The 13,948-nt window shown below is 54.4% G+C and carries 7 protein-coding genes; 5 read left to right on the forward strand and 2 right to left on the reverse strand.

The window, feature by feature from the left end; translation table 11 throughout:
• Positions 1–6: 6 nt before the first annotated feature.
• Positions 7–1,890 (reverse strand): family 20 glycosylhydrolase, encoded by a 1,884-nt coding sequence (locus JIN78_RS06645; protein WP_200391170.1) that lies wholly within the window; start codon positions 1,888–1,890, stop codon positions 7–9.
• A gap of 40 nt (positions 1,891–1,930) precedes the next feature.
• Positions 1,931–2,713 carry a glutamine amidotransferase gene (locus tag JIN78_RS06650; protein ID WP_200391171.1) on the reverse strand — a complete coding sequence of 261 codons (783 nt, stop codon included), beginning with the start codon at positions 2,711–2,713 and terminating at the stop codon, positions 1,931–1,933.
• A 129-nt stretch (positions 2,714–2,842) separates the two neighbouring features.
• On the opposite strand from JIN78_RS06650, the gene JIN78_RS06655 reads away from it, so the two are divergent.
• The 5 genes from JIN78_RS06655 (at position 2,843) to JIN78_RS06675 (ending at position 13,882) form a co-directional block, all read left to right on the forward strand.
• A complete protein-coding gene (locus JIN78_RS06655) occupies positions 2,843–3,646 on the forward strand; it encodes an AraC family transcriptional regulator (protein ID WP_200391172.1) in 804 nt (267 codons plus the stop codon).
• Between the two features lie 442 nt (positions 3,647–4,088).
• On the forward strand, positions 4,089–6,008 hold the full coding sequence (locus JIN78_RS06660) for a hypothetical protein (RefSeq protein WP_200391173.1): 1,920 nt from the start codon (positions 4,089–4,091) through the stop codon (positions 6,006–6,008).
• 700 nt (positions 6,009–6,708) lie between these two features.
• Positions 6,709–9,306, forward strand: coding sequence for a hypothetical protein (locus JIN78_RS06665; RefSeq protein WP_200391174.1), 2,598 nt, complete (start codon positions 6,709–6,711; stop codon positions 9,304–9,306).
• A gap of 1,018 nt (positions 9,307–10,324) precedes the next feature.
• A complete protein-coding gene (locus JIN78_RS06670) occupies positions 10,325–13,168 on the forward strand; it encodes a hypothetical protein (protein ID WP_200391175.1) in 2,844 nt (947 codons plus the stop codon).
• 93 nt (positions 13,169–13,261) lie between these two features.
• A complete protein-coding gene (locus JIN78_RS06675; protein WP_200391176.1) occupies positions 13,262–13,882 on the forward strand; it encodes a hypothetical protein in 621 nt (206 codons plus the stop codon).
• The last annotated feature ends 66 nt before the right edge of the window (positions 13,883–13,948 follow it).

Here is a 13,948-nt window from a genome sequence, read left to right on the forward strand (position 1 = left end):
AGGACTCTACTCGCCGAACACCATGATTTCGCAAAGACGCGAAAAGCTTGGGAAGGTGAGGTCTTCGCAGCCTGCGGTGCGCAGACGCACGTAGCGGGCCCGCACCTGGTCACCCGGGTGGACGACTTTGTTGCTGTCCCCCCGGCTGCCCTTCCGGGTTTCCCCGATGGTCCGGTAGCTCCGCCCATCCCGCGAAACCTGGACCTGGTAGCTCTCCCAGCTGCCATGGACGGCGGCTTCATAGACTTCGATGCGATCGATGGTGGTGACTTCTTCCAAGTCGATGGTGATCTCGAGGGCCTCCGGCTTGGTGGGGAAGCCGAGGAAGTGATCGAAGCGGTCCGTGGCACCATTGGTCAATCGCTGGGGACCAAAGTGGGGTTGGCTGGCTCCTGCCGAAACTGTGACCTCTTTGCCATAAGCCAGGTTGCCGGGCAGGGAGGGCTCGCGGCGGTCGGGCCAACCGCCGGTAGGAGTGGCTTTTTCTCCGGGATGGAGCCGGGCCAAGAGTCCGGCCAACTTTTGGTCGCGTTGCAAAAAGCTCTCAAAGGAGTCCTCACCCTGGTCGTTCCAGGCCCGGGCCGTGGCGGCAGTCAGCCGTTGGCGGCACAGGGGCAGGACGTTTTCCTCCCTCCCTTCCCACCAAGCCATGCAGAATCCGAGGAGTTGCTCGCTTTTCCGGATGGTGAGGGGCTTGTGAAAGGTCTCGAAGGCATGGTTGATGTGCTTGAAGCGGGTGAGGTCCAGCTCATAGCAATCCTGGGTCGGGACCGCAGTGAACATGGTGCGGGGATAGTGATCCACCACGTAGAGCGGATCCCAGTTGGCATTGATGAGGCGGTAGCCCGCCTCCACCATTTGGGGCGCTGGCATCTCGATCGAGCGCCAGTTCATGTGGATAACCTCTTCGTTGACCTTGTTTTCGCCTTCTCCCAGGCGCGGCCCTTCCCAGACGATGGTTTCGCGGCCGTGCTTTTTGAGAAAAGCGTGCAATCGGTTGACGAGGGCGCGTTGCAAGTGCTCGTCCACCCCGAAGGCTTCATCGCAACCGATGTGAATGTAGGGAGTGGCTTGGAAGACCGCCATCATCTCCTCCAAAATGGTGGTCAAGCCCTCGTAAGCCGAGTCCAGCGAGGCCAGCTCGGTAGGGGTTTTGCCAAAGACCTCCGGATACTCGTTGCGGAGGATGCCCGAGTGCCCGGGAGCCTCCAACTCGGGAATGATGGTCACTCCGCGAGCCTGGGAGTAAGCCTCCATCTCATGCCAATCCTGCAGGGTCCAGCCCGCCTGCTCGCTGAGCAACTTGGGAAAAGCGGTCGAAGGAAAGGAGAAAAGCTGGTCGTCAGTCAAGTGCAGGTGCAGGTAGCGGGTCTTGGCCAGCCACATGGCGTCAATGATCTCCCTGAGAGTCGCCGGAGAGTGGGGATTGCGACCCATGTCGACGAGAAAGGCGCGGAAGGCGTAGTCAGGTGAATCCGCCAGGGAGCCCCGGGGTAGGAACCACGCACCCTCCGCCCCGGCCTCGCCCAGCTGGAGAAGGGTGGCCGCCGCGCGGGCGACTCCTTCTGTCTCCGTGGCAAAAATGCGCACGGAGTCCTGAATGTCGATCCGATAGCCTTCCGCGCCCAGCCCCTCGGCTTGCTGAATCTCGATGGTGGAGGAATTGGCGGAGTTCGCTCCACTCTGGGGGAACAATTGTCTGAGTGCTCCCTCCAAGGCTTGCGCTTGAGCGGAGAAAATTTCGGGAGCGGAGACGCTCAGAGGCAGGGCCGTGCCCCCCTTGGCCGTTTGCATTTGCTTGGGAGCCGGGAGAACCGTGGGCTCGACAGAGAGCGCCGTGGGAGTGCAGAAAAAGAGCGACAAAAGCAGTCGCAAAATAGTTTTTTTCATTAGGTTGTGTGTCGTTTGATACTTGTGGGAAAGGCGCGGGTTAACTGTCGAGTAACCAGTTCAAGGCTTGCAGCCAGAACTTCTGATACTCCGTCCAGTAGACAAAATTGCAGCCCCAGTGCGGCGCGGGATCGGAGGTGTAGGCGAGAACCCGGCCGTCTCCGAATTGCCCCGTGCAAACTGCCGGATGTCCCTCAGGCCACTCCAAGACCACCTCACAATTTTCTCTGGGCTGAACGATGTTGTATCCCAAAATAGGAGGCGCGCTGCTAAAGTCTACCCCTTCAAAGATGGACATTTTATGATCAACCGGCCGGGGCACGAAGCCCTCGGTGGATTCCCGCAGGTCCTCCACCTCGAGGCACTGGCAGGGCAGAATCTCGCGCAAACGTGTTCGCCCCCAGCCCCCTTTTCCCATTTCGCCGTTGAAGCTCAACCAGCCTCCGAGAAACATGAAATGAGTCCCCGCCTGGCAGGCTTCCACGGTCAATCTCACCCGATCCGGAAAGGTGAGAGGCTCTTTGCCAAACTTCGACCGATCAAAGAAGGAGGGATCGAGCTGGAAGTTCTTCGCCTCCACATCCGAGAAAATGATGACGTCGTATTCCGCCAGGATCCTTTCCCACTCGCCAGGCTTGTTGCGGTAGAAGTCCCAGGTCGGAACGCTGTCACACTGATGCTCGCCCGTCGATTCCAGCGCTTCTTTCAGCCAGACGCCATAGTTGAAAATTTCCGTCCCCTTGGGCGCATAATTAAAGGGAGTCTCCGCAAAAACGGGTCCAAGCATGACCGCCCAGTCTCCCACATAGTAGATTTTAGCCATAGTCTGATCGTTGCTGTCCATCTTTCGATGAATCTCTACCAGCGTGGACGACAGAGAGAAAATTCGCTGCGCTATTCGACGGGAAAAATGTCGCATTTTTGGCCAAGTGCCTGCTAGTTTTCTGCCGTGATGAAGCGATTGCCGGCTCCCCTTTCGAATCCAATCGAAAGCTTGTTCTTTGTCGCAGAGAGAGAGCGGGTCTCATCCGGGAGTTTTCGTTCGGAGAGCACGCCCCAGCATTTGGTTCATATCACTCTCTCAGGGGAAGTGCGCCAAACTGCCGGGGGCCTGCAGGAGCAGTTCAGGGAGGGCGATGTTGTCTGGTATCACGAGGCCGAACCCGTGACGGGCGAAGTGATTCGCGCTCCCTGGCGCTTTATAACCATCGGATTCTCAGCTCCCGGTCTCTCTCCTCCCTCTCTGGACTGCCGGGTCTTGCCCGGGGGAGCAAGGACCATGGGACTCGCTCACGAACTCTTGCAGATTTGGCAAGATGAAGAACGGCCTTCCTTGGAGCGGGCCCTCTTGGCCACTTCACGCTTGGCCGAACTCGTTCTCGATTTCGCACCCCTGGAAGCTTTCACCCCTTCGCTGGATAGGCAGGAAATGGGGCTTCCCCAACGGTGGTGGCAGGTGGAAAGACTTCTGCGGCAGCGTCTCGAGGAATCCTTCTCCCTACAGGATATCGCACATCTTGCCAGGATGAGCAACCGGACCCTCAACCGTGCTTGCCATCTGGCTACCGGCGACTCTCCGGCCCGACGATTGCGCGAAATCCGTTTGAGCTATGCGCGCGGACTCTTGGAGCACACTCCCATTCCCGTTACCGAAGTCGCGTTTCGGGTCGGTTTTGCCCGCGTGCAGGAGTTCTCGCGGGACTACAAAAAACAATACGGAATGAGTCCTTCTCAGGTTCGGAAAAGAGACCGCTGATTTGGAGCGGAAATATTCAATGGGTTGACAACTTGTCGTTTTCTTGTCGAGAGCCCGACCCATCCCTAGCTTCGCTTGCATGGTGCTCCTAGAGGAATTCTCTCTATTGTCGGAACCGTCTGCCGCAAGGGGTATTGTCCCCGCTGGCCGGGGCCGTAATCTGAGAGAATGCGCAAAAGTGGAGAAATTTTGTCCAAAAATGCTTCGTTGCTGCGGTGAACTATTGAATTTCCTCACTCCGCTCCGTCGTGCCGGTGGCACGAGACTCGAATTGCCTCAAATCATGAAACAAATCCCAACGCTCCCGCGACTGCTCGGATGGTCGATCTTCACTCTTCTTTCACCTCTGTCGCCGTTGTCTGGGGAGCCAAGCACAGGGGAGGCAATTTCAAGCTCAAAGCCCGAACAATGCTGGGAAATCGCGGCTCCCCGCCGCATCGAGTTGTCCTTGGATAAGGAGGGAGTCCTCCCCTACGAGGACAATATTGAAATGTCGGGCAAGAGGGTCTCTGGGATCATCTCTTATTCCGTGGACTCGGAGGGAAATCTCACCCTCCAGCGAGAGATCTTTTTTCCCCAGCTTCATGAGTTCAAGAACGAACAGGACTCTTGGTTTCACGACTACCGGGCTTATTTGCAGGATTCCTATGGAGATGATCTCTTGCCGAAGATCTATCTCAAGGACATGGAGTTTGTGCCCGGTCGGGTCAAAAAGGTGGCTATTGACGGCACCTTGACCATCGAACATGAGCCTTCAGCCTCGGGATTGGAGCTTTCGCGGTGCTTTTTTCCTTCCATGGACCAGCGCCTGTTCCTCGAGCAGTGGACTGTGCGGAATGTCACTGACGAACCTCTTCAGCTCCGTTCAGCAAACACCTCGCTTGAAATCGAAAACTTTGGAGCGAAAGGAAAGTTCACCCGCCGGATAGCAAGCAATGCCCCGGAAGGGGTGACGCTTCCGCCGGGAGGCCAAGCAGTCTTCGCATTCTCCGTGGCTGCCAAAATGGCCGAGGAAAAGTGGCCCGTCGTCGAGGCCGGGACCGAGCTGGCCAAGAGACGAGCCTTTTTGGACCGAGTGGCTGGGACTTTGCAGTTGGAAACCCCCGACCCTGTCCTGAATACTCTTTTCGAGTTTTCCAAAGTGCGCGCTTCAGATAGTCTTTTCGAATCTGAGTTGGGCTTGATTCACTCTCCCGGAGGGGGACGCTACTACGTCGGGATATGGGCTAATGATCAGGCTGAATACATCAATCCTTTTTTTGCCTATCTCGGCTATGAGGAGGGTAATGAGTCAGCAATGAATTGTTTCCGGGCTTTCGCGAAGGAAATCAATCCGGAGTTTGAACCTATCCGCTATTCCTTCGAGATCGAAGGTTTGGTCAAACCGTTCCCAAAAGATCGGGGTGACGCCGCTATGATTGCCTATGGGGCTTCCCACTATGCTCTCGCGCTGGGTGATGAAGAGATTGCCAGAGAGTTATGGCCCCTCGTCGCGTGGTGTTTGGAATACTGTCACCGGCAGTTGAATGACCAAGGAGTGGTTCTTTCGGAATCTGACGAGATGGAGGGTCGCATTGAGACGGGAAAGGCTAATCTTTCCACTTCTTCTCTCTATTATGGCGCGCTGGACCATGCGGTCGATTTGGCGAGGGAACTGGAGCTCGATGAGGGCAAGATTGCGACCTATCTTAAACAGAAGGAAGACTTGGGAACAGCGATCGAGTCCTACTTTGGGGCGAAGGTGGAAGGGTATCAAACTTACAAATACTACGAGGAGCACCAATACCTTCGCCATTGGATTTGTCTGCCATTGGTGGTTGGTATTTACAATCGCGCTGAGGAGACAACCCGGGCCCTCTTCGAAGGGCTTTGGTCGGAGAATGGCGTGCATGTGGAGAAGAACAGTGACAACGAAAAGATCTCCCGAATTTTCTGGGACCGGGGAACTCTCTATGCTCTGCGCGGAGCGCTTGCGGCGGGTGCGACCGGGCAGTCCCTTGAGAAATTAAGTGCTTTCTCCCGCAAACGACTCCTGGGCGACCGCGTCCCTTATGTAGTCGAGGCTTATCCTGAGGGAGATATGGCCCACCTTTCTGCCGAGAGTGCTCTCTATTGCCGCGTGTTTCTCGAGGGACTCTTCGGGATCAAGCCAACAGGGTTTAATCAGTTTGAGGTGACTCCCCGGCTGCCAGAGGGGTGGGAAAAGATGAGCCTGACGTCAATCCAATCTTTTGGGGAAGAGATTGATCTGGTCGTGGTCCGAGGGCAAAAAGGTAAACTTTTGGTCGAAGCCCAAGTTTCCGGAAAAGAGAAGCTTTCTATTCTTCTTGAGCCAGGAGAATCGCATCGGTTCTCTTGGTAGTCAGTCCCGTTCTGCAAGTTGTAAAAGGGCCGGGGCATCCCCTGTGCTCCCGGCCGGAGGCGATGGAGCCGAGGGACGAGGTGTTCCCTTCTCGAACGGCTGCGAAGGGCCTGGCTTGGCCTTTGAAACAGAGATCTCCTGAGGCCTTCCTCTGTTGAGACACCTTGTTCGACAAGTTGTTCATTTCGTGAACAAGATTGCAGGAAGGGGTCACGACCAGTAGGTGGTCTGTTTCTTGCTCAAAGTAGGATGAACGCTATCGAAGCTGTTTCTCGTTAGGCTAGTTCAGTGATCTCAGCGCCTGGTTTCCTATGTCAGGTTGGCTTGGAAAGCGGCCACTGCCTGACGGGAAGTCTCAAGGTGAATCCTTCCGCTTGCCCGATGGGAGGTGTTCACAATTGAAATACTTTCCCAGTTGTCTACTGGGTAGACAAGCTTCAATACGTTTGACGAACGATGACGGATGACCTGACATGATAAAGTATCACTCTCGAGAAATGTGCGGGCTTTCTGTCGAATTTGCCGACAATCGGAACGGCTGATTCTGCAGGATGGAAATCATTACAGAGGCCCAGGTTCTCGAGAGAACGTCGAACAGGAACATTCAACTCAGCACGGTGTCACATGGCCGTCGAAATGAAAAAGCAGGAAAATGAAAAGAGTTCATAAAAGATTAGCAATCGCAACTGCGATAACAACAATGATCCCAGGCCTCGGCTTGGCCAATATTCTCTTTCAGGAGGATTTTGATAGTTACAACTCTGGCTCCATAGACGGGCAGCCGGGTCTCGGTCTCGGCATGGAGGGAAATTGGGAGCAAACCGGTGATGCCGGGGATTTCACCCTTGCTCCAGGGTTGTCGGGAGGCAATGGACTCTTTATCCGGAGCACAGGGAACAGCAATCTTTACATCAGTCATACGGTCCCCGACTGGGGGTCGGGTAAGCTTTGGATGAGCTATCTTTACAATGAGTTGTCTTATGGAGGGCATTTTTATGTATCCGGTGGAGACAATTTTTCCGGTGCGGTGGGTCACGCGTGGACCAATTCATGGGGAATCAATAACGTCGGGGAAGGGGTCGCTTACGCTCCAAAGACAACCTATCGGGTTGTCGCTCTCTTGGATTGGGATGCCGGCACGACCACCATGTGGGTCGATCCGGACCCCAACACAGTCCCTATTCTCGACTCAAGTTCTCCTGAATTCAACGCCGTGGCCTTCAAAGAAGAAGCCCAGGGAGCCAATGCGAGATTTCGTATCGGTTCGTGGTGTTCCGGGCTCATCGATGATATCCGCATCGGGACTGAGTATGAGGATGTGGCGATCGCATATGCCGAAGACTTGGCAGTGGCACCCTTTGTAGATGCTCCTCTTGATGAGGAGAGCAACATTCTCCTCGACACCTCTTTGGCTTGGATACCCAACGGAGCAGTCACTTATGATGTCTATCTCTGGAAGGAAGGCGATCCGGTTCCCGAATCGCCCAATGGCACCACCGGGAGCTACAGCTTCCAGCCCGGGGGCCTGGAGGCCGGCACTCTGTATTATTGGAGAGTTGACTCGACCAATGGTGCGGGGACCTCGACCGGAGAGGTCTGGTCATTTGTTACTGGCGATGGAGTGGATGCCATTTTGCCGCCTGATGGCGCGGAAAGGGTGCCGCTGGACCTTCCTCTAGAGTGGTCATCCAGCGACGCGGAAACCTATGATCTTTATCTTTGGAAAGAGGGGGAAGAAAGGCCTGCCTCTCCCGTAGCCACCGTCGCGGAGGAAGGTTATCAATACCCCGCCTTCGAGGCCGACACCACCTATCACTGGGAAGTTGTTTCTAACTATTCTTCAGGATCGCCGACCACAAGCCTGCAATGGTCTTTTACCACTGGTTCGGGCGTCCCGGGAGAGCTTTTTCTCCACGAAGAATTCGAGGGCTATGCTTCAGGTTCCTTGATTGGCCAGCTCGGTAAAGGAATCGGACTCGATGGTACTGCTGCCTGGGAGTATCAAGGCAATGCTGGAACCTTCGAAATCGGCCCCGGGCTTTCAGGCTTGCAAGGGGTCATCGCCACAGCCGATGGCACAGGAGATCTGGATGCCAGAATCGGCCATACCGTGGAAAATTGGGGGGAGGGAGTGTTCTATCTGAGCTATCTCTACAATGAGATTGAATACGGCGGTCACTCCTATGTGTCGGCCGGAGGAAGTTATAGCGGTGCCTTGGGGCATGCTTGGACCTCCAATTTTGGTATCAACAATGAGGAGGGACCCTCTTTTCAGCCCTATACTCAGGAGCAGACCTATCGCATCGTAGCCCGGATTGATTTTACAGCCAATAAAACGACAATGTGGGTCGATCCCCAATATGAGTTTGATTCCCCTACCGTGGTGAAGCAGGAAGTGATGTCATCCACACCGAGGTTGATTTTCCGCTTCTACGGAACGGATGCCGTCATCGATGATGTTCGAATCGGTTCTGATTTCCAATCTGTGGTCGAAGAGATCGAGGTGCTCGGCCAGCGTCCGCAGCTGCAAATTGCTCGTGTAGGAGCGGAGCTTAAGCTCACATGGAACAATGAGTCCGGGATGCTCTACGATTTGCTTGCGAGTGAGGATCTTTCTCTTCCTACCAGCGATTGGGCAGCCGTCGCGGAGGAGTTTGTGGGCCTCGCTGCCGATGAGAGTGGCGTGAATGAAGTGAGTCTTTCCCTACCATCAGAAGAAAGAACTTTCTATGTGGTGCGAGCTTATCAACCCCCGCCGACTGTCCTCTTTTCGTCTGACTTCGAGAGCGATAATGGGGGATTCGAAGCCGTGGACCTGAGTGGAGGAGCGGGAACCACTTGGATGTGGGGCATGCCGGATTCCGATAATGGCTATGGAAGTGTCGTTTCCGGTGGAGCCGAGTCCTCCCAATCAAGCTGGGCCCTCGGACTCGGGGCGGCAAGTGAAGGAGGCGATTCTGGCTATTACAATGATAGCACTGATGCCGCACTGCGACTGTCCGTGGATTTGACCGCCGTGACGCAAGCCACTCTCCGCTATAGTCAGGCGCTGGATCTGGATGGCAGTGATTCGGCTTCCATCAACTTCTTGGATGCGGATGCTGGCAATGCCGTGCTCGGAACTTTTGCCGTTCTCGATAGTGATACCGCCATCTCTCCTTGGGAAAACCGGGAGATTCCAATTCCTGCCGCCGCGATTGGCAAGAATGTGATTATCGAATGGAAGTTGACGACCGCCGGCTTTGCGAGCGAGTATATTGGTTGGTATATTGACAATGTCTCGGTGACTGCGCCGTAAGGTTGGGTTTCCTTTCAGGAGCAGGTGACTGTTCCTGGCCAAATGTTGCTTGAAAGGGGTCGGTCTTCCCGCCTGTTGAACGAAGACCGGCCTGTTTCAATCTCCCTTCGAAGAGAAAACGGTTACTTGTCCCTTCCATATTCAATTTTAGCCCTCCCTCTGGAGGAGATAAACAGGAAGGTGTTCCATCGTTGAACATCTTTTCAATTTTCGATTTCAATAAGTCATGGCCTGCGCAGTGCTGTAGGATAGATGTAGAATCATGAGAACTCAATTATCAGAACAAAAGCAAGTGACGAAGAGTTTTCCTTTGCTGGTCCATCGCAGACGTCGTGGTATTCTGGCCGGTTTGGCAAAAAATGATGGTTTCAGTTTGATCGTCGTCGTTTTGATGATGCTCCTCTTGTCTTTGATCGCTACCGGGCTCCTTTCCCTGTCAGCGGTAACGATCCGCAGCGCGAACCAGTCCGAAGCCATTTCAGTGGCACGAGCCAATGCCCGGTTGGCGCTCGTTTTGGCCATTGGAGAATTGCAGGAGACCTTGGGGCGGGATCAGGCGATTACCGCACCTTCTGACATCCGGGGGGAGACCGTAGCCAAGCGCAACGTGGTGGGTGTTTGGGAGTCTTGGGACTACGATCCTAATAGCTCCCCTGATTACGACAGTGAAAAGGAGAATCGCTTTCAGCGGTGGCTTGTTTCTTCCCGGGAGCCACAAGATGTTGAAAGGGCCTCTTTCGTCGAAAGCGGTTGGACCGCTGACGCGGTGGAAATGGTCGGCGATGGCTCTCTTGGAGCAGGAACAGAAATCTCTTCCAAATCATATGCTGAGCGGGTGCTTATCGCAGCCGCCGATCAGGGCGAGTTGGGCGGGGCCTACGCCTGGCATGTCTCGGATGAGTCGGTGAAGGCCCGGCTCAATGTCTACCGCAATCCTGTCGCGCGGAACTTGAGTGAGGAACGGGCCTTGCTCGCCTCCCATCGGCCGGCTACCTCCTTGGTCGTAGGAGACCGGGAAGTGACTGCTGATTTTCTCCCCTCTGACTCCACGGAGGAGGAATACAGGGAGGCAGTAGCGCTGAGCGGCAAGCTGGTTGACTATGCTCAGTTTGATCTGGTTGCCGGTAAGGATGGCTTCTCCTCGTTCCGCAATCACCTCACTCCTTACTCCTTCGGCGTGCTAGCTGATGTTCGCAAGGGGGGGCTGAAAAGGGACCTCTCCAGTCTCTTCAATCGCAAAGATGGAATCCCCGACGAACTCGGAGGAAAAGATGGACGCCTTTACCAGTCCACCCATGGGCTTACTGGCCCCTCTGATCCTTACTGGAGCGCCTTGGCCAGTTACCATAATATTTACCAAGATCTGACGAACCCGGATGACAGTCCCACTCTTGGTCTCGCGCTAAAGGAGTCGAAAAAGATCAACGATTTGACTCCGGAGAAGAGCTTTTCTCCCGTTCCGGTGATTTCGAAAATTGAGATGCTTTACTCGTTTGTGAACCGCGATTCCCACTGGTGGGGGGACTATATGGGTCATCTCGTTTATACCCCATTGGTTACCCTGCACAACCCTTACAATACGAGTATTTCCTTCGAGCGCTTCAAGGTGGCGATTGGAAAGGTGCCGGTGGGGGTGAGGTTGAATATCAATCGCCAGGCACAGAGCCGGTCATTGGTGCCTTTAAGCGACATGTTTGTTCATGCAGGTCCAAGGCAGAAAGAGGGGAGATTCCTCTTGGATATTGCCAGGTGGCCGAGCCCTTTCTCTTCTCAGCCTCGTGGTTCAATCGTTCTCAAGCCGGGACAAAGCATGATCTGTGGCCCCTATCTCAATCCCAATTCTATTTTGGCCAACCAGATTGGCGATAGCAACCCTGGCGAGACCCAGTTCACCAACTGGGGCAATCAGCTGGTTGACAAAGAGATGAAGGCTCGTCCGGGATTCTATGGGCGCTGTGTGGGATTCGACTTGGATTGGATCACCCCCACCCACGCTCCCTACGACACTTCTCCTTCCATGCAGAGCGACGGACAAGGGGTGTGCCTTTTGAAGGCAACGGATCAAATGAGTATCGATTTTGGCTTCGTGGATCAGGCAGAAAACCCGATGGGAGAATTCAAGGTGGAAGCCGAGGTCTATTCCAACGGGGAGTGGCAGTCTTATGGCGGATTGAGCTTCCGGTTCAACGATGATGAAGACCTACAGGACCTGATGGGTAAGAAATCGTATCGATACCCCCAGTCCGGTTCTTTCTCGGTGTTGGAGGCTTATGTGCCCAACAGCGAACCTTTGAAGGATCACGCGCGAGCCAAAACCTTTGCGGTCTTTTCCGCTTATGCAAGAACGACTAATGGCGGAGTCTATGAGACTGGACGGAGAGATGAAGTGAAAGGCGCGCTCAATTCCCTCAAGGATGGCCGCTTGGCCGGAAAGCCGTTCCTCCACCATAATCCGGCTACTCCAGTAGTAAGCATTGATCTCGCTACTCGGAAGGCGGGTAGTCTTTCCCATGAGATGAATTTACAGGCGTTCGCCTCTAATGGTGACGCTGAAGATTATCTCATTTCCGATGCGGAATACCGGACTCCCTTTATTTATGGGAATACTTCCTTCACCGGGATCAAGAACGGCACTCTTTTCGAGATTCCCTCCGGGCCAATGCTTGCCATCTCCGATTTCCGTCGTTCCAATGCCTTAAGGTCTTCCTATTTGCCTGCCTTTGTGCAGCCTATTGGAAACTCTGGAGTTTCTCCTTTGATGAATACGGACCGGGTGATTGAGAGTAACGACCAGGTGTCTGGCTTTCCTCTCCTGGATCATTCCGTGTTGGCCAATCACGCTCTCTATGATGGCTTTTATTTCTCTTCAGTTGTAGATCATGGAGCCCGCACTTCCGAGGACATTTGGAGTGATTATGTCGAGAAGGGAGAACCCTTGCTGTCACAATCGTTAAAACTTCATTTGCCCAACGGGACCTCCCGGTCAGACGCGAAGGAAGTCTTTTCGGAGCAGGAAAGTGAACGCCATCTGTTGTTGGCCGAGTATCAGATGACGAGTGCACCCTTCAATGTGAATTCAACGAGTCGCGAAGCCTGGAAAGCGGTTTTGGGGACTCTGAAAGGGAGTGACCTCGTCACCCTCTGGGGGAAAAGTGCGGAACTCGCGAGAAGGCAGGCGAACGGAGTGCCCATTCTGGGGATGACACTTCCTAACGGAGAGGAAATTTCTCAACCAGTTGATTTCGAGCAAGCCGATGATGAGCGAACCAATGAGTGGAATGGCTATCAGGAACTTTCCGAGCAAGAGTTAGAAAGCCTGGCTGCAGAAATCGTGCAAGAAGTTCGCGCACGAGGTCCCTTTTTATCTCTGTCGGAATTTGTGAATCGTAGAGTCGAAGGACAATCCGAGCTTTCCCGCGGCGGTGCCCTAGATTCAGCGATTAGGAAGTCGGGAATTAATGAGAAGTTATTCATTGACCAAGTGCCGGTTGATATTCGCGATATCTCCGACCCCGAGGTGTATCCTTACACCACCCCAGAAGTTGCGACCGGAAATCCGGCTGAAGGGGCTCCTTCGTGGATCACTCAAGGAGATGTTCTCAAGCTCCTCGAGCCTGGAGCCACGGTGCGCTCCGACACTTTTGTCATCCGGACCATGGGCGAAGCTCGCGACAACAATGGCAATATCTTGGCGACGGTCTATGCAGAGGCTGTTGTGCAACGGTTCCCCGACTATGTGGACTCCAGTCTGCGGCCTTCCGATTGGTTGGATAGTCTTGATGAAGCGGTGGCTATCAACCGTCGCTTCGGGCGCAAGTTGAAAATGCTTTCCTTTCGTTGGTTGCACCCCAGTGAAGTTTAATTTATGATAACAAACCTAATGCCTCGTTTTGCAGTTCTTGTTCTCGGATTGGTGTCCCTCCTACTTCCTCAGGCGAATGCGCGTGAGGTAGGGTTGAGAGCAGTTGTTTACGATCCTCTCCGGAGAACTCCGGAGCTCTATCTCTCAGGAGAAGGGTCTGATCTCAATCGTCTCGCTTTTCGGGATGGAGAGCTTTCCGAATTGGTGCTGACCAAGGCGGTGGAAGGCGAAATTCGGCTCTATCGCGAGAAGACGATTGATCCCCAAAATCCGGTGGCCCATCTGGCGGTGAGCGTGAAAGTTGACGATCGCCTCTCCAAGGTCATCCTCGTTCTTTTCCCTGCGGAACGTGAGGGTGAGTATAGGAGCCTCCTGATCGATGATTCCCCCGGAGCCTTTCCCTATGGGGAGTCCCGCTTGATCAACGCGACTTCAGTGGACGTGGGCTTGGCCATTGGCGAACACAAACTTGCGGCCGAGCCCGGCGAAGTGAAGGTCGTTCCCGCCGTTAAGCATAAAGACGATTTCAATATGGCTCAGACCGATTTTGTCTATCGGCGGGAGAAGGAAGGCTCTTGGAAACCGTTTTCGCAAAGAAGGCTAAAGTATGTGGATCAACAGCGTCGGATTTTTGTGGCCGGGGTCAGCAAACGGGCAAGCGCTCCGACAGTGACCACCGTTATTGACCTCGCTCCCCTCGCCATTCCCGACTGATGGCCGCTGCCTGATAGTGCAGAATGCTCCTATCGAGAGACAGTTAGAGAAGGCAGGAAAAAACCG

Origin of the sequence: Roseibacillus ishigakijimensis (assembly GCF_016595415.1) — a bacterium.
In the GTDB taxonomy this organism is placed as follows: Bacteria; Verrucomicrobiota; Verrucomicrobiia; order Verrucomicrobiales; family Akkermansiaceae; genus Roseibacillus; species Roseibacillus ishigakijimensis.